Below are 16,418 nucleotides of genomic sequence, written 5' to 3' on the forward strand. Positions count from 1 at the left end.
ACCCGACAGCCGCTCCCGCTCGCCCACTGAGGGGAGGGCATGCCGCAGGGTCGTGAGCCGGGCCTTTCGGCAGGAGCTTCAGCATGATTGCACCCGTTCAGGTGGGCAGCGCCGCGTCGCCGGTCGCGCCGTTCCGCAACCCCTTCCCGTACGACGGGAACGCGCCGGTGGGCACCGGGTTCTGCGAGGCGTTCTTCGTGGACGGAACGGGGGTGGTGAAGTACCTGAGCTCCCATGCGGGTCGGTACTGGTCGGTGGAGGATCCCCCCGGCGCGCCGTCGGACGGGTGGCAGCTGGGGGGCGGGGGCTCCGGGGGCATCGTCGCGGTGCTGAACCTGTGGCAACTGCCCGGCGGGATCTACCTGTTCTGGACCGATCCGTCCGGGTACCTGGCCTCGTGCCGGCTGGACGAGAGCGGGCAGCTGGACACGCCGGTGCTCTTCGACGGCCAGAACGGCAACCCGAGTGCGCCGATCACCGCCAACCTCCGGGTCGCCTACACACCGGTCACGGTCGCCGGCGGCCCCGGGGAGGAGACGATGACCACCGGGGGTGGGCACTCGGTGGTCTACGGCACCAACGGCAGCAGCGAGCTGGTCGTCATGCACTGGAACGGTACGCAGTGGACGGTCAACACCTACCTGGACGAGTACAACACGGGACCTGGGAAGGAAGAGCCGTTCGGGGCCGGGCTGGCCTACAACGGCGTCGCGTTGGTGCCCTTCGGCCAGTCCGACGACTTCGAGGACATCTCCTGGAACTTGTTCTGCAACCGCACCGGCACTCCCGGTCTCGGGCAGTTCGTCGGGCTGTCGGAGCCCGGCCGCGTCCCGAATTCGGCGAACTTCGTCGGAGAACCGCCGCTCAGCGGAGGCATGAAGCGGGACACCGGGATCATCGGCGGGGTGTTCTTCGCGGATTCCGAGAACCTCGTGATCAACTGCCTGTACCTGGACAACGCCGGGAACCTGATGAACTGGCCGGCCTCGCAGACCTGGCCCCCGTACGTGGTACCGGTGCCGGACCTCGACTGCCAGTCGGCGGTGGTCGGCAACGTCGTGTCGGGCGCCTACACCACGCTGTACCTGGTCACCGGTGACAACAGCGTGTACGCGCTGCCCCAGGTCGGGCAGTGCTTCGACGGTCAGGTGCCCATGTTCGGCCTGCCCTCCCGGCTCCACGCCGCGGGCTCGGGCACCGACCTGCTCACCGTCGCCCCCGACACGGTGATGTTCGACGCCACGTGCGTCTTCGCGGTCGACACCGACAACACCCTGTGGCTGTACGAGCCCAACGGTCAGAAAGGCACGTTCGACACGACCGTGTCGGCGTGGACAGGGCAGTGGGGCGGGACGCAGATCCAGACCGGGACGGTGGAGGGGACGCTGTCCACGGGCACGGCGATTCCGTCCGGGACCGGCCTCCAGTCGTCGGCGGGCTGGTACCTGTTCATGCAGCCCAGTGGCAATCTCACGGTCAGCGACGGCATGGACTCCGCAGCGGTGTGGGAGACCGGCACCACCGGCCGGGGGGTTGACGCCGCGTTCACCTCCGACGGCCACCTGGAGGTGTACGACGGTGCCGGCAACCCCGTCTGGACCTCCGACACCTACGGCAAGCCCGCGGGCCACACGATGGCGTTCGACGACAGCGACAACTGGCTTCAACTGCTGGACTTCCAGGGCCAGCAACCCGTCTACCAGGCCATCCCCAGCCCCAGCCCTGCGCTCACCGAGCTGGCGGGAGCCGAGAACTCGTACGTCTCCGTCATGTCCTGCAACGGGTTCGTCCTGGCCCTGCAGGAGGACGGCAACCTCACCCTGTGCACGTACGACGGTGACCAGGTATGGGACAGCGGCACCGCGGGGGCCGGGGTGAACGCCATGTTCACCCAGAGCAACGGTACCGAGGGCGGCAGTCTCGAGATCTACGGGTCCGACAGATCCACGATCTGGTCCTCCCACCGTTTCGGTGGCACCGCGGGCACCCGGATCCAGCTCGCCCCGACAGGCCTGCAGATCCTCGACGCCGATGACACCGTGGTCTTCCGGTCCCTGTCCAGCCCCTCCCCCGCCGGTACCCCCTTGCCGGTCGGTGCGGTCATGTCCGCGGGCGGATTCGCCCTGGCCTTCCAGGCCGGCGGCGACCTCACCCTGTTCCTCCCGGACGGCACCGCGGTCTGGAGCACCGACACCGCGGGCACCGGCGCGAGTGCCGCGTTCTCGGCCGAGGGCAACCTCGAGGTCTACGACACCTCCAGCACCGTGATCTGGTCATCCGCCGACTACGGGGGCAGCGCGGGTGCCTGGTTGGAACTCACCTCCGACGGCCTGCAGATCCTGGACGCCTACGGCGCCGTGGTCTTCCGGTCCGTTCCCAGCCCTTGCCCGGCCGGCACCGTCTTCAGCCCCGGCACCGTCATGTTCGGCGACGGGAACGTCCTCGCCTTCGGGGACGACGGGAACCTCGTCGTCACCACCGGCTACGGCGGGCCCGTCGGGTGGGAGACGGGCATCACGAACACCGCCGTGAGCGGTGCGTTCACCGGCGACGGCGCCCTGGAGCTGTACAACAGCGCGGGCACCGCCATCTGGGCCTCCACCAGCTGGGGCCGCCCCGGCACCCGTATGCAACTCGTCGCCGACGGCCTGCAGATCCTCGACGACGACGCCGTGGTCTTCCAGTCCCTCCCCGGCACGTGCCCGGCCGGTACCGACCTTCCCGTGGGGGCGGTCATGTCCCTCGGCGGGTACGCCCTCGCCTTCGACGCGGGGGACCTGTACCTCAGCCGTGTCGGCGGCGCCGCGCTGTGGTCCACCGGTGTCGGACAGCTCGCCCAGGTCGGCAGCGTCCGCTTCGACTCGACCGGCAACCTGACCCTCCTGGACGCGAACGGCGCCCAACTCTGGGTCACCGGCACCAACGGCAACTCCGTCAACGCCTGCGGAGCCACCCTGGCCCTCGCAGGCGGCGCCGCCGTGATCGCCGACGCCGACGCCAACCGGCTGTGGACCAGCGCCCCGATGCCCTCGACCGTTCCGGGCGGCACGTACTTCTCGAACGGATCGAAGATGGTCACCGAGCAGCAGGGCCGGCGATTCACGTTCGAGGAGAACCGCTTCCAGCTCTGGAACTGGTTCGGGCCGGGCTGGTCTTCCCCCTCCGCACCCGAGGGACCCGCCTTCGGCGTGTTCCAGAGCGACGGCAACCTCGTGGTCTACAGCGCGAACGGCACGGTCTTCTGGACGTCGGAAACCCCTGCCTCAGGAGCCGTTCTCCACCTCACCGACGGCGCCGTGTCCATCGTCGGCTCCAGCGGCACACCGATCTGGTCGCACTCCTGAGCCCCGGCCCGGGGCACCTCGTCAGTACCTGAACGGCCATGCGAGCCAAGGGAAATGAGAGACAGGACATGAGCACTGCCGCCTACCAGCCGACCGGTACGTTCACCGCCACCGCCCACAGCGTCCTGTGTCAGGACTGGGTCAACACCGACAACATCATCGTCAGCCTGCCGGCGAACAACCCCCAGCAGACCATGTCGCAACCGCAGGCCGCGGCGTTCTGCAACCCCAACAACCCCTACTTCGCGGGGGCCGCCGAGGCCTTCGTCATCACCGACACGACCGGCGACGGCAAGTCCGACGGCAAGTCCGACGGCAAGTCCGACGGCACCGTCCAACTGCAGTACCTGGCACAGGACCCCACCTCCGCGCACGGCTGGACCCTCACCCCGCTCACTCCTCCCGACGATGCCACCGGCACCCCGTTCGCGGTGGTCGCGTTCATGCAGGGCGAGACTCCGCACTTCGTCTGTGTCCTGGACGACAACGGCTTCTACCACTGGTGGCACGGCTGGCAGAACGACGACCTCACCTTCGGGGGCGAGTTCACCTACCTGACGACCTGGGGGGAGCAGGCGGTGTTCTTCGCCGGCCTGGGCGTCAGCTACTACCTGCCTGACGGACTGCAGGTCAGCGGGCCGGACCCGGTCGCGCTGGTGTCCATGGTCTGCCGCTTCGGCGACAACCCGGCCCACTGCCTCCTGAGCTGGGACGGCAGCGCATGGCAGACGAACGTGACGCTGCTGTCCTCCGGTGACACGGTGGGCCCTGGAGCCGTCATGCTTCCGCTCAACGCCTCCGACTACGTACTCGTCGCCCCCCGGGACGGGATGTTCTACGCGTACTGGGACGGCGGCGGGGCCGGCTGGTATCCCCCCTCCCTGTCGATGCCCCCCATCACCCCGCCTTCGTACGCCTGCGGGATGGTGTGGGAGGGCGCCGACTACGGGTTCCGGCCCCTCTACGTCGACGCCAACGGCATCCCGTTCCTGTACGACTACGAGTACGGGAGCCTGGTCCTGCCGGTGAACACGCCGGGCGACATCGAGCTTGCGGCGTCCGTCACCACCATGGTCGGCGGCCGACCCCTGACGACGGTGTACTTCGCCGACGAGGACGAGAACCTGACCGTCCTCAACCAGACGGGCTTCTACCAGAACAGCGGCAACGCGCGCGTCTCCACCGCCCAGTGGGCGGCCGGCATCCCGATCGCCACCGGCGACAGCGACACCCAGAGCGAGGGTGTGTCCGCGCTGTACCCGTCGTACTACCCCCTGGACCCGCCCACCCTGTTCACCGCCAACGCCCTCGGTGAGCTCCGGCTGCACCAGCTCAACACCAACGCCGGCACCGGCAGCTCCGGGTGGCTCTGCCACACGCCCGCCCTGAACCGGAATCTCTCCTACGAGACCACCAACTACCGCACGCAGATCACCTTCGTCGACGCCCAGAACGTGCCCGTCGCGTACTACCCGTTGAAGCTGACCGCGCCCCTGCCCACCGGCATCGTCCTCGCCGACGGCACCCTCCGGATCGTCGGCCCGGAGGCCGGCCAGGACGCCACCGTCACCACCGACGCCGCCGGCACCGTCACCCTCATCATCGAGGCCTCCGACTTCTCCCCACCCACGGTGGTCCTCACCGACCCGGCCGCCGTCACCGATGCGCCCTCCGGCCTGCAGGGCGCGCTCGAGATCAACCCCGGCGGACCCGTTCAGGCCTACCTCGCCGGCGGCCCGACCGGCATGCGGAACGCCGGCGTCAACGCCAACGGCACCCTCAACTACCTCGGCCCGCAGTACGGGACCTTCAACACCAACGTCACCGGCCGGGCCGACCTGTTCCCCGGCTGCTCCGGCTCCACTCCCACCATGAGCCCCCAGGACGCCGTCACCGCGGTCAACAACACCATGGCCGTGGGCGTCGAGAAGGCCGGCGGCACCCCCGGCCCCCGCTCCTGCGCCGGCTTCATCATCAACTGCAACGGTCGCGTCCCCGGCCGCCCCTCGTACCAGGAGTTCGCCACCCGCGAGGAACTCCATGCGGAGCTCGCCCACCACCGCCAGTACCTCCCGGGCGGCTTCATCAGCGACATCAAGGACTTCTTCACCGACGTCTGGGAGGCCATCAAGAAGGGCGTCGCCAAGGTCGACCACTTCGTCGCCGACCTCGAAGCGGGCATCGTCTCCTTCGGCATCCTCGTCAAGGACAAGTTCATCCAGCTCGGCGACTACATCATCGAAGGCATCGAAGACGCCTGCAACGCCGTCATGGCCGTCCTCTCCGCCATCGAGGCCTTCATCGAGGACGTCATCGACTTCCTCAAGGCCGTCTTCGACGCTGCCGACATCCTCGCCACCCAGAAGGCGCTCGCCGACGGCCTGGAGAAGACGATCAAGGCAGGCCGGCAGGCCGTCGGCAATGCCATCACCCAGATCGGCCCGGACTCGAAGCTCTTCCGCGGACTGATCGACGACCTCAACAGCCGGATCACCTCCGCCGCCCACGGGATCGGCCCGAACGCGAGCGTCGCCAGTACGCCGAACTGGCAGAACCCCGGCACCCAGGCCCAGCACGCCAGCCCCATCCAGCAGACCGACTCCGGTGGCGCGCCCGTCTCCACCGCCGACCTGACCAGCAGCCCCCACGTCCACTACCTCACCTCCCAGACCTTCGCCGCCGCCTCCCCGCCACCTGCGAGCAGCGATTCCGGCCCCCGGATCCCGCCGAGGCCCACGGCGGCGGCCCCGCCCGGCGCGGGCGGCACGTTCAGCGCGCTCATCGAGGACTTCGTCCGACGGGTCGGATCGGAGCCCGCCGCCGCAGACGACGATGACGACCCGTTGTGGGACTTCTGCCGCTCGCTGGCCCAGCCGCCCATCTCGACGTACGTGATCGCCTTCGGCAACGACCTGGACAAGCTCGCCGAATGGATCCTCGGCGAGATCGACCCCTCCGCGCCGGCCTCCTGGTCGGACATCGACATCCAGGCACTGCTGCTGAAGATCGTCGAGGACGGCCTCGACTCCCTCCTCGCGCTGCTCGACGCGATCGTCGTCGCCTTCCTCGAGGTGATCCAGGACGCCCTGGACACACTCCTGGACGTACTGCAGGAGGACATGGGCGGGCTGCTGGCCGTCCCGATCCAACTGGTCTGGGACCTGTTCAACCTGATCGCCGGCACCGGCGACGACAGTCCCGTCAGCCTCGAAACGGCCCTCACCCTGCTGGCTGCCGTCCCCGCCAACATCGTCGCCACCATCGTCAACGGCGGGGCCACCAGCATCACCTGGCCCCCCGACTTCAGCGACAAACCCCGTCCCGGTGTCCCCGGCCCCGAGATCAACCCCGCAGGCTGGGCGGTCTACTGCACCATCGGCATGATCAGCGAATTCGTCGCGGGCATCGCCTTCTTCGCCCAGGACGCGACCGCGTCACCGTGGGAGATGAAGGGGACCGCCGCCGACAAGCTGTACTGGGATGAGGTGGGCAAGGGAATCTACGGCGTCGGGGTGGTCGCCAACGCGATCTCGTACGGCATGAGCTTCCCCCTGGACGACATCACCACCTGGCCGTTGATCGACTGGGGCGTGGGGGCCGCCATCGCCGACGCCACGATGGTCTTCTGGGAACTGGCCAAGTGGCAGGAGATGAACACGTTCATGACGTCCAGTACGCGGCCCACCCAACAGCAGCAGGACACGGCCTTCGCGCTGTCGCTGATCTCCGTCTGCCTGGGCCTCGCGTCCCTGGGCGTCGGCGTCGTGTGCAGCATCGAGGAAAAAGACGGCAGCAAGTGGGACGCCAACGACATCATGTCCCTCGTCAGTTCGATCATCACCCCGTTCTCCAACATCGCCGCACCGTTCGGCACCCAATTCGTCCAGGAGAAGTGCGACCCCTGGGTGAAGGTCGTGCCGTGCATCGCCGACCTCGTCAGCTACGGCGGCGGCGGCCTCCTCAACATGCTCGTCAACCTGGGAGTCGGCAAGAAGTAGCTGCGTACGGGCGGACGCCGGAAGCGGGAGACGTCGGAGTCCCGGGGGCACCCGATCCGGGGGAGGGGCCGGTCAGGCGAGGGCCATGAAGAGCTTCTCCAGCTCGTCCTGTGTCATGGGCGGGGCGTCGGGGGTGTCGGCGAGGCACTGGCGCATGCCGCTGGCCACGATCTTGAAGCCGGCCCGGTCCAGGGCTTTGGAGACGGCGGCGAGCTGGGTGACGACGTCCTTGCAGTCCCGACCTGACTCGACCATCGCGATCACCGCGGCCAGCTGCCCTTGGGCCCGCCGGAGGCGGTTCAGGACCGGCTTCATCGCTTCTTCTTCGACCTGCACGGATCTCCTCCTTCTCCTTCACCCCCTCCCGATGATACCCCTAGGGGTATAAATGGTGCGAATGTGATCTATTTGGATGCGGTGCTGTGCCGGGACCCGCCGTCGGGCAGCGGGTGCTTCCCGGAGAGGTGCCCCGCGCCCGCCCGCGCCCGGCGCGCATGCCGGAGCAGGCGGACGGCGACCGTGACCGTCGCCGCGGCCCCGAGTGCCGACCAGGTGGCCGGGTGGGTCCAGACGGTGGTGTCGAGCTGTTGGGCGAGAACGAAGACGCCCATGACGACGACGAACCAGCCGAAGGCCTTGCGCAGCGCGTCCTGAGGGATCCGCCCCGCGAGCCGGCCGCCGATCAGGCTGCCGATCACCGCCGCCGCGGTCACGGTCAGTGCCACGCCCCAGTCGATCGAGACGCCGGACAGGTGGCCGGCGAGTCCGGCGAAGGACTTCATGGCGATGACCAGGAGTGACGTGCCGACCGCGATGCCCATCGGCAGCCCGCCGAGGATCGCCAGCGCCGGTACGACGAGGAATCCGCCGCCCGACCCGACGAGCCCGGTCACGGCGCCGACGGCGAGACCCTCGACGGCGATGTGCTTCAGCGGGAGGTCCTTGTGCGCGGGTCGGGTGCGCTCGCGGCCGGGCCGGGGCTTGCGGAGCATGGCCGCGGCGGTGGCGAGCATCATCAGGGCGAACGCGACGAGCAGCACCGTGCCGGGTACGTACTCGGCGAGGCGTCCGCCGCCGTAGGCGCCCGCCATGCTGAACGCGCCGAAGAGCAGACCGGTCCGCCAGCGGACCCGGTGGGCGCGGGCGTGCGGGATCAGCGCGGCGATGCTGGTGACGCCGACCACGAACAGCGAGGTGGCGATGGCCTCCTTCGTCTCCTGTCCGGCCAGGTAGACCAGGATGGGAACCGTCAGGATCGACCCGCCGCCGCCGAGGATGCCGAGGCTGACGCCGATCAGCAGCGAGGCCGCGACGATGAGGGCGGTCATGCCGCGCTCCGCAGCTCCGCGATCACCGCGCTGATGTCGGTGCGCGGGCCCCGGTTGTACGGCAGCTTGGACAGCAGGACGCCCATCATGCAGGAGTTGCTGAGCGCCGCGTACGTCAGCCCCGCGCCGACCGCCGTACCGATGAGGTGGGCACCCGGCACCAGGATGCCGACGAGTCCGGTCGTCAGCACGATCGACCCCGCCACCAGGCGAACCTGCCGCTCCATGTCCCAGCGCTCGGGGCCCCGCTTCAGGGGCGCGTCGGCCGCCTCCCAGGCGTTCATGCCGCCGTCGAGGATGCGAAGGTTCGGCAGCCCGACCTCGGCGAGCGCCTGCTCGGCCTGCGACGCCCGCGCTCCCGAACGGCAGACGAGCACGATCTCCTCGTCGAGGTGGGACCGCAGCTCCGCCCGGTGCTCGCGCAGCGTGTGCAGCGGCACGTTGTAGGCGCCGGGGATGTGCGAGGTGCGGAACTCGGCGGGAGTGCGCACGTCGAGCAGGCGCGGCGCGCGCCCTTCCTCGGTGAGTTTGCGCAGTACGGCGGTGGTGATGGACGGGGCGGTGCGCTTGGCGCTCATGCGTGACTCCGATGGAATGATACCCAGGGGGGTATGTGTGGGGGTGTCGAGACCCAGTGATGGGTGGGGGACACGTGGGGCGGTGGGGTGCGGGACGGGCCGGGCGGGCCCGGTCGGGGTGGTGCGGGCCCGTCGGGGTGGTGCGGGGCCGGTCGGGGTGGTGCGGGGGTGACGTCCGCGTATACCGCCGACGGCGTGCGCGATCCGGGGGCCTCGCCCCGCGCCCGACGGGGCTCGGATCGGTTCGGGCTCGGGAGCCGTCAGACGACGGTGGACTCCACGTCGAGGGCCCAGGCGGCGTAACCCCCGAGGATGTCGGAGACGTCCTCGACGCCGCGGTGGCGAAGAAGGCTGGCCGCGATGGAGGAGCGGTGGCCGCCGGCGCAGTGCAGGACGAGCGGACGGTCGGCGGGGAGTTCACCCGCGCGCGCGGGAAGTTCGCTCAGGGGGATGTGCAGGGCCTCGGGGATGAAGCCGTTGGCCTGGCGCTCGCCGCAGGTGCGGACGTCGACGACGAGCGGCGGGTTGTCGCCGGCGAGGGCGGCCTTCAGGTGCGCCGCGGTGAGGCGGCTGGCGGGGGTGACCTCGTCGTCCATGACCCTGAGGGCGTCCTCGGGGTTGCGGACGTAGCCCACCACCCGGTCGAAGCCGATTCGGGCGAGCCGGGTGACGACCTCTTCCTCCCGGTTCTGCGGCGCCATGACGACCAGCTCGTCGGCCGGATCGAGGACGGTGCCGGCCTGCTCGGCGAACCTGCCGTCGGCGGGCACGTTGACCGCGCCGCGCAGGTGCCCGGCGGCGAACTCCTGCGGGTCGCGGGCGTCGACGACGACCGCCCCGCCGACGCGCAGCTCGACGAACTCGGCGAGCGTCAGCGGCCGGGCCGAGGCCGTCGCGTCGTAACGGACGCGGTCCTTGCGGTTCAGCTCCGCGTCGTACGCGAAGTAACCGGGCGCGGCCGACTGACCGGCGGTGACGAGCGCGACGAACTGCTCGCGGCCCATCGGCGCACACGCGTAGTTCGTGGCGCGCTGCTCGCCGATGGTGGACTGCTTCTCCGTCGACAGGTTCTTGCCGCAGGCCGATCCCGCGCCGTGCGCGGGAAAGACGCGCACCGCGTCGGGCAGACCCATCAGCTTGTTCTGCACGCTGTCGTGGAGCATCGCGCCGAGCTCCTCGGCGGTCACCCCCACCGAGGCGAGCAGGTCGGGTCGGCCTACGTCACCGATGAACAGAGCGTCGCCGGTGAGCACGCCGTACGGGACCTCGTCGTCGGCCCGCTCGTACACCAGCACACTGATCGACTCGGGCGTGTGCCCGGGCGTCTCCATGACCTCCAGGGCGACCTCGCCCAGCACGATCCGCTCACCCTCCGCGAGCTTGCGGATCGGGTACTCGGTCTCGGCCCGCGAGCCGTAGCCGATCCACGCGCCGGTCTCGTCCGCCATCTCCAGGTGGCCCGCGACGAAGTCCGCGTGGAAGTGCGTGTTGATCACCCCGACGACCGTGAAACCACGCGCCCGGGCATCGGCGAGGTACTCCGAGACATCCCGCCGCGGGTCCACGACCACGGCCTGCCCGGTCGTCTCGTCGGCGATCATGTACGACGCCTGGGAGAGGCAGTCGAGGTAGTACTGACTGAAGAACACGGTGGATCCCTTCCGAAGAAACGCACACCCTGATCGGGTGGGCAAGGCTGAGTGCGGGGTGGCTGCGCGCGCCGGGCGTACGTACGGCCGGGCCGGCCCCCTCAGGTGATCGGGCTCGTGTGCGGCCCGGTGCTCAGGCGGCCGCGCCGCTCACCAGCGGGCGACCCGTGCGGGCCCAGCCCGTGGTGCCGCCCGCGACGGAGGTCGCGTCCACCCCGCGGGTCGCGAGCTGCTCGGCGGCCCACAGGCTCCGGTTGCCGCTCGCGCAGATCACGTACACCGTCCGGTCGGCGGGCAGTCCGTCCAGGACCGACCCGAGCGCGGACAGTGGTGCGCTGTGGACCCCCGGTACGTGGCCTGCCACGTACTCGTCGGGCTCACGGACGTCGATGACGAACGCGCCGGCGGCCAGGCCGGCGGCGAAGGTCTCCAGATCTACTTCACGCATCGAGGTATCCCTCATTCTCTCGGGTACCCCCCGGGGTATTGATGTACTCGACCGTAAGACCATCCCGTGCGAGAAGTCAAATACCCCCCTGGGTATTCAGTGAACCTAGGTGAGACACGTCCCCGTGCTCGACAAAAATACGGGTGGGGGTATTCTGGCCTGCGTCTATGCGTGCCGGCTCGTGCTGCCCCCGTCTACCCGCGCCTGGCCCGTCCGTGCGGCGTAGGCCACCACGCCCCGACGGCAGCCGTACACCGCACGCCGTTCCAGTCCCGAAGGGACACCCGCCCATGAACCACAGCACCAGCAGCGAGCCCACGACGGTGACGACGGCCGGGAGGACGACCACGGCCGCGACCACCGCGACCACCGCGACCACGACTGAGCGGCCCATGCCGGGCATCGCCTCAGTGCGCCCCGTACGACTGGGGCTCAGCGAGAACCGGCTTCAGTTCTCGCTGCTGGTCGTGGTCAACATGGCCGTGGGCGGTCTGGTGGGCCTGGAACGCACCACCGTGCCGCTGATCGGCACCGAGACGTTCGGCCTGACCAGTGAGCCGGCGGTCTTCTCGTTCATCATCGCCTTCGGGCTCACCAAGGCCCTCACCAACCTGGCGGCCGGCACGCTGACGGCACGCTTCCGCCGAAAGCAGCTCCTCGTGGCGGGCTGGCTGATCGGTGTCCCCGTCCCGTTCGTACTCGCGTACGCGCCCTCGTGGGGCTGGATCGTCGCGGCCAACGTGCTGCTCGGCCTCAACCAGGGCCTGACCTGGTCGATGACCGTCAACATGAAGATCGACCTGGTCGGTCCGACCCGCCGCGGCTTCGCCACCGGCCTCAACGAAGCCGCCGGCTACACCGCCGTCGGCGTCACCGCCCTGCTCACCGGCTACCTCGCCACCGCCCACGGCCTGCGCCCGATCCCCGAACTCGTCGGCGTCGTCTTCGTCGTCGCCGGCCTCGCACTGGCGCTCGTCGTCCGCGACACCGCCGCGCATGTCGCCCTGGAACTGGCGCAGCACCCCAAGCCCGTCCCCGCGGGCGAGGGCGCCGGACTCCGGGCCACCTTCGTCCGCACCTCCTGGCGCGACCGCTCACTGCGCGGCGCCAGCCAGGCAGGCCTGGTCAACAACCTCAACGACGGCCTGACGTGGGGCGTCTTCCCGCTCCTCTTCACCGACCACGGCCTCGGCATCGCGGCCGTCGGCCTCATCAAGGGCCTCTACCCGATCCTCTGGGGCCTCGGCCAGATCCCCACCGGCCACCTCGCCGACCGCATCGGCCGCAAACCCCTCATCGTCACCGGCATGCTCGTCCAGTCCGCCGGCCTCCTCCTCGCCCTCGCCCTCCTCGACCGCCCGCTCCTCGCCGGCCTCCTCTCCGCCATAGCCCTCGGCCTCGGCACCGCCATGGTCTACCCGGCCCTCATCGCCTCCGTCTCCGACCACGCCCACCCCACCTGGCGCGCCAACGCCCTCGGCACGTACCGCTTCTGGCGCGACATCGGGTACGCCGCCGGAGCCCTCATCGCCGGCCTCCTGGCCGACCTCCTCGGCCTCGACGCCACCGTCATCGCAGCCGCCCTCCTCACCGCCGCCTCCGGCCTCCTCGCCGCCCGCTGGCTCAACGACCGCCACGACCGCCACGGCAGCCATGACCGTGACGGCAGTGACGACCGCCACGACCGCACCGCGTAGCCGCCGGCCAGAGTGTCGGACCGGCACGCTACGTTCATCACATGACCGACGAAGAAACCAAGATCGAGCGCATCAGGCCGCAGCAGTTCCACGAGACCGTCGGGCTGGAGGACTGGCGCGTGGTGGGCGAAGGCGCGTGCGCGTACTTCCGCACCGGAACGTTCACCATGAGCGCCGAGTTCGTGCGGGCGATCGGCGAGATCCCGGCGCTCGGGGACGACCACCCGGACGTCGACGTGCGGCAGGAGGGCGTCACCGTCCGACTGATCAAGGTCACGGCCGACTACTACGGTCTGACCGAGCAGCACGTCGAACTGGCCCGACGGATCTCGGCAGTTGCCCGCACCCTGGACGTAACGGCCGACCCGTCCGCCGTACAGACCGTCCAGGTCACCGTCGACGCCCTCGCCGCTCCCGGCGTGGTGGCCTTCTGGCGCGCCCTCCTCGGCTACCAGGACCGCGCGAACAGCGCCGAGGACCTCATCGACCCGCATCGCCGCGGCGCCCCCTTCTACTTCCAGCAGATGGACGCACCCCGCCCGCAGCGCAACCGCGTCCACGTGGACGTATGGGTACCGTACGACCAGGCCGAAGCCCGCATCGCCGCCGCCCTCGCAGCCGGCGGCCGCCTCGTCAACGACGCCGACGCTCCGTCGAACTGGGTCCTCGCCGACCCCGAGGGCAACGAAGCCTGCATCGGCGTCGCCGGCCCCCCTGAGCCCGCCACCGCCCGTCCGTGAGCATCACAGGCGGCCGCCCGTCCGTCCTCTGAGTTTCCTGCGTCGTGGGCGTAAGCCCGCGACGCCACCGCCGTAGCAGCGTGAACGGCGCGAAGCGCCTGGCGGGAAGGGCGGTACTCAGGTCAGTTCGAAGTCCCGTCGGCCGGCGAGGGAACCGCGTACGGGCGGAGAACCATCAGCGAGTCCTCCAACGCCGCCACCATGGCGAACGGGAACCGGTCGAGTTCCAGGCAGAGCGCGACGTCATCGTGGTGAACCCCCTTGCGCACGCGCTCCGTCAACTCGGCTGCGGCCCGCGACTCGCCGGCACGGCGGAGGAACTCGGAGGCATCCACGTCAGCCCCCACGGCCCTCTCGGCGATGTACTGAGCGCACGCCAGGTCCTCGTCCGCGCGCCCCTCCTCGCCGGTCACCACGAACGTGACGCCGTCACACCCACGCGCCCGCAGCACCCGAGCCGTCGCCTCCGCGACGACGAAGGCGGCACACAGCACCAGCGACGCCTCCTTGACCGCGAGGGCGCCGACCGTACCCGCCGTGGTCTTCTGCACGACCGTCCGTCCGCCGAGGTCGACGGACCGCAGCCTGCCCGGCGAGTTGACCGCGTCGAAACCGGGCGCCGGCGGACCGTCCTTGAGCGCCACCCAACCCGGATGGCGCGCCTTCAGTGCCAGCGCCTCGTCCAGCGACTCCGCAAGAACGATCTTCTCCGCACCCTGGGCGAAGGCCCAACCCGCCACTGTGAAGGCACGCATCACATCGACCACGACCGCCACGGACGGTGCTTCGACCAACTCGGCGATACCAACGAAACGAGCGTCCATCCGCTCATGATCACGCACCCTCGCCCCGAATCCCCGAGTCAGTGACAGGCATCACAACCGCCCGTCCCGAACACGGCAGCAGGCGACGTAACCCACGCGCCCGGCCGGCCCGTCGGCCGTCGACCGCTCAGTCGATGCAGAACTCGTTTCCTTCGACGTCCTGCATCACGATGCACGACTCGTTGACGCCATCGGCGGGAAGCAGCCGCTCGCGCACCGCGCCGAGGGCGACCAGTCGCGTGCACTCCGCCTCAAGGGCGGCAAGGCGTTCCGCGCCCACGAGCCCGGTGCCGACGCGCACGTCGAGATGCACCCGATTCTTGACGACCTTCCCCTCGGGAACCCGCTGGAAGTACAGCCGCGGGCCCTTGCCCGAGGGATCCGCACACGCGGACGAGGAAACCCGGTGGCCAGGCGGGCGCGAACGATCGAATTCCTCCCACGTGGAGAACCCCTCCGGCAACGACGCGACGTACCCCAGCACCTCGGCCCAGAAGCGTGCGACGCGGTCGGGTTCAGCGCAGTCGAAGGTGACCTGGACTTCCTTGATCGTTGCCATCGGCCCACGGTAGCAGGGAGCTCCCGAGCCCATCTCCCCATTAAAAGAGGCACGTTGGAAGCCGAATCGCCCCCGCGGGCGGGCCCGCCGCGCCGCGCCGTGCGGGCGCGACGGGGACTCACTCGGTGTCGAGCTGGTGGTCGGCCCAGACGTAGCTCTCGGGCAGCAGGTCGGCGATGGGCACGGCTCGCATGCGATCGCCCCCACCGACGATGACCTTGAGGTTCGGGAAGTAGTCGAGCAACACCTGACGACACCGACCGCAGGGCGGAACCACCCCCCGATCCCTGTCGCCCACGGCGACGATCGTGTCGAGCTCGTACGCGCCTTGAGTCGCTGCCGCGCCGATGAGCACCAGCTCGGCGCAGGGACCTCCGGTGAAGTGGTAGGCATTCACGGCGGTGATGATCCGGCCGTCCTGGGCGCGACCCGCTGCCGCCATGGTGTGGTTGTCGCCTTGGCATCGCGTGCGAGCGACGTGCGCCGCGGCTTCGACGAGTTCGTGGTCCACAGGGTGGGCCGGGGCCTGCGCGGTCATCTGCTTCTACCTTCTTCGGGGGCGGCGAATGACGTTGCCTTTCGCGGCGAAGGTGCGCAAGCGAATATCGCCGTCACGACGGGCCGGAGCGAGTCGCGCGGCGGCACCCTCGATCCACGGCGCGCCCGCCATCAGGACCCAGGTCGCCCCACCGTGTCACTGGCCTCGGTCGCGCAGCTCGAGCCACTCCTGGAGCTCGATGAGGTTCCCTTCCGGGTCCGCCAGGTAGGCGACCCGCATGCGGTCGCCCATGGGGCTCGGGTCGCGGAGGAACTCGGCTCCTCGGGAGGTGAGTTCGGCGTGGGTGGCGTCCAGGTCGTCGACGCGGAGGGCGATCAGCGCGCGGTGTCCCGCAGGGGCTGCTTCCAGGCGCTCCAGTACGTCGGCCAGGTGGGTCCGGGCCTGCAGGGCGATGGCGGCGTGGCCGGTGTCGGGGGTGAGCTTGGCGTAGGGACCCGTCTCCGCCTCGAACTGGGGCTTGAGGCCGAGGGTGTCGCGGTAGAAGCGGTAGACGGAGGGGAAGTCGGAGACCAGCAGGCGTATCTGAGTGAGTTCCATGCCTGTCTTTCTAGCCCAGTTCGGGTCCTGGTTCCGGGGTAATCGTGATCTTTGCGCGGGCCTCTCCGGGGTGCTCACATCCGCTTCCCAGGGCGGGGCGGGGGCAGGGTCGGGGGTGGGGCGTGGGGCGGACTCCGGCGGACGGGTGGCGCCGCAC

Annotated in this window: 13 protein-coding genes; 4 read left to right on the plus strand and 9 right to left on the minus strand. The window is 70.0% G+C overall.

The genetic code is table 11. The features are described from left to right. Positions 1–83: 83 nt before the first annotated feature. Positions 84–3,344, plus strand: a complete 3,261-nt coding sequence (locus tag ACFCY7_RS07870; RefSeq protein ID WP_376482310.1) for a hypothetical protein — start codon at positions 84–86, stop codon at positions 3,342–3,344. Positions 3,345–3,412: 68 nt separating this feature from the next. After that, positions 3,413–7,342, plus strand: coding sequence for a hypothetical protein (locus tag ACFCY7_RS07875; protein WP_376482312.1), 3,930 nt, complete (start codon positions 3,413–3,415; stop codon positions 7,340–7,342). 72 nt (positions 7,343–7,414) lie between these two features. On the opposite strand, the gene ACFCY7_RS07880 is transcribed toward ACFCY7_RS07875, so the two are convergent. The 5 genes from ACFCY7_RS07880 to ACFCY7_RS07900 all read right to left on the minus strand — a co-directional run bounded on the left by ACFCY7_RS07880 (position 7,415) and on the right by ACFCY7_RS07900 (position 11,345). After that, positions 7,415–7,657: a metal-sensitive transcriptional regulator gene (locus ACFCY7_RS07880; RefSeq protein WP_376482374.1), complete on the minus strand. Its 243-nt coding sequence runs from the start codon at positions 7,655–7,657 to the stop codon at positions 7,415–7,417. A gap of 89 nt (positions 7,658–7,746) precedes the next feature. Next, positions 7,747–8,670, minus strand: coding sequence for a sulfite exporter TauE/SafE family protein (locus tag ACFCY7_RS07885; RefSeq protein ID WP_376482314.1), 924 nt, complete (start codon positions 8,668–8,670; stop codon positions 7,747–7,749). Continuing rightward, complete coding sequence (locus ACFCY7_RS07890) at positions 8,667–9,248, minus strand: rhodanese-like domain-containing protein (protein WP_376482316.1); 582 nt, start codon at positions 9,246–9,248, stop codon at positions 8,667–8,669. The genes ACFCY7_RS07885 and ACFCY7_RS07890 overlap by 4 nt, the downstream gene beginning before the upstream one ends. Positions 9,249–9,508: 260 nt before the next feature. Further along, entirely contained in the window at positions 9,509–10,897 is a 1,389-nt protein-coding gene (locus ACFCY7_RS07895) for a rhodanese-like domain-containing protein (RefSeq protein WP_376482317.1), read from the minus strand. Between the two features lie 133 nt (positions 10,898–11,030). Beyond that, positions 11,031–11,345 carry a rhodanese-like domain-containing protein gene (locus ACFCY7_RS07900; RefSeq protein WP_376482318.1) on the minus strand — a complete coding sequence of 105 codons (315 nt, stop codon included), beginning with the start codon at positions 11,343–11,345 and terminating at the stop codon, positions 11,031–11,033. A 290-nt stretch (positions 11,346–11,635) separates the two neighbouring features. Here ACFCY7_RS07900 and ACFCY7_RS07905 point away from each other — a divergent pair, with 290 nt between their 5' ends. Further along, positions 11,636–13,042, plus strand: coding sequence for an MFS transporter (locus ACFCY7_RS07905; RefSeq protein ID WP_376482320.1), 1,407 nt, complete (start codon positions 11,636–11,638; stop codon positions 13,040–13,042). 41 nt (positions 13,043–13,083) lie between these two features. After that, positions 13,084–13,782, plus strand: coding sequence for a VOC family protein (locus ACFCY7_RS07910; protein WP_376482321.1), 699 nt, complete (start codon positions 13,084–13,086; stop codon positions 13,780–13,782). Between the two features lie 122 nt (positions 13,783–13,904). On the opposite strand, the gene ACFCY7_RS07915 is transcribed toward ACFCY7_RS07910, so the two are convergent. The 4 genes from ACFCY7_RS07915 to ACFCY7_RS07930 all read right to left on the minus strand — a co-directional run bounded on the left by ACFCY7_RS07915 (position 13,905) and on the right by ACFCY7_RS07930 (position 16,261). Continuing rightward, positions 13,905–14,606 (minus strand): 2-phosphosulfolactate phosphatase, encoded by a 702-nt coding sequence (locus ACFCY7_RS07915; RefSeq protein WP_376482376.1) that lies wholly within the window; start codon positions 14,604–14,606, stop codon positions 13,905–13,907. Positions 14,607–14,733: 127 nt separating this feature from the next. Continuing rightward, a complete protein-coding gene (locus tag ACFCY7_RS07920) occupies positions 14,734–15,165 on the minus strand; it encodes a VOC family protein (protein ID WP_376482323.1) in 432 nt (143 codons plus the stop codon). Positions 15,166–15,283: 118 nt separating this feature from the next. Continuing rightward, the gene (locus tag ACFCY7_RS07925) at positions 15,284–15,703 is read right to left on the minus strand and encodes a cytidine deaminase (RefSeq protein WP_376482325.1); all 420 of its coding nucleotides are present in this window, start codon (positions 15,701–15,703) and stop codon (positions 15,284–15,286) included. A gap of 156 nt (positions 15,704–15,859) precedes the next feature. Beyond that, complete coding sequence (locus ACFCY7_RS07930) at positions 15,860–16,261, minus strand: VOC family protein (RefSeq protein WP_376482326.1); 402 nt, start codon at positions 16,259–16,261, stop codon at positions 15,860–15,862. Between the last annotated feature and the right edge of the window lie 157 nt (positions 16,262–16,418).

This window comes from Streptomyces sp. NPDC056361 (assembly GCF_042262805.1).
Classification (GTDB): domain Bacteria; phylum Actinomycetota; class Actinomycetes; order Streptomycetales; family Streptomycetaceae; genus Streptomyces.

What these genes read in the sequence shown, in the direction of transcription:
- ACFCY7_RS07870 (WP_376482310.1), top strand. Translation starts at nt 84, where the DNA reads ATGATTGCACCCGTTCAGGTGGGCAGCGCCGCGTCGCCGGTCGCGCCG.
- ACFCY7_RS07875 (WP_376482312.1), top strand. Translation starts at nt 3,413, where the DNA reads ATGAGCACTGCCGCCTACCAGCCGACCGGTACGTTCACCGCCACCGCC.
- ACFCY7_RS07880 (WP_376482374.1), bottom strand. Translation starts at nt 7,657, where the DNA reads ATGAAGCCGGTCCTGAACCGCCTCCGGCGGGCCCAAGGGCAGCTGGCC.
- ACFCY7_RS07885 (WP_376482314.1), bottom strand. Translation starts at nt 8,670, where the DNA reads ATGACCGCCCTCATCGTCGCGGCCTCGCTGCTGATCGGCGTCAGCCTC.
- ACFCY7_RS07890 (WP_376482316.1), bottom strand. Translation starts at nt 9,248, where the DNA reads ATGAGCGCCAAGCGCACCGCCCCGTCCATCACCACCGCCGTACTGCGC.
- ACFCY7_RS07900 (WP_376482318.1), bottom strand. Translation starts at nt 11,345, where the DNA reads ATGCGTGAAGTAGATCTGGAGACCTTCGCCGCCGGCCTGGCCGCCGGC.
- ACFCY7_RS07905 (WP_376482320.1), top strand. Translation starts at nt 11,636, where the DNA reads ATGAACCACAGCACCAGCAGCGAGCCCACGACGGTGACGACGGCCGGG.
- ACFCY7_RS07910 (WP_376482321.1), top strand. Translation starts at nt 13,084, where the DNA reads ATGACCGACGAAGAAACCAAGATCGAGCGCATCAGGCCGCAGCAGTTC.
- ACFCY7_RS07915 (WP_376482376.1), bottom strand. Translation starts at nt 14,606, where the DNA reads ATGGACGCTCGTTTCGTTGGTATCGCCGAGTTGGTCGAAGCACCGTCC.
- ACFCY7_RS07920 (WP_376482323.1), bottom strand. Translation starts at nt 15,165, where the DNA reads ATGGCAACGATCAAGGAAGTCCAGGTCACCTTCGACTGCGCTGAACCC.
- ACFCY7_RS07925 (WP_376482325.1), bottom strand. Translation starts at nt 15,703, where the DNA reads ATGACCGCGCAGGCCCCGGCCCACCCTGTGGACCACGAACTCGTCGAA.
- ACFCY7_RS07930 (WP_376482326.1), bottom strand. Translation starts at nt 16,261, where the DNA reads ATGGAACTCACTCAGATACGCCTGCTGGTCTCCGACTTCCCCTCCGTC.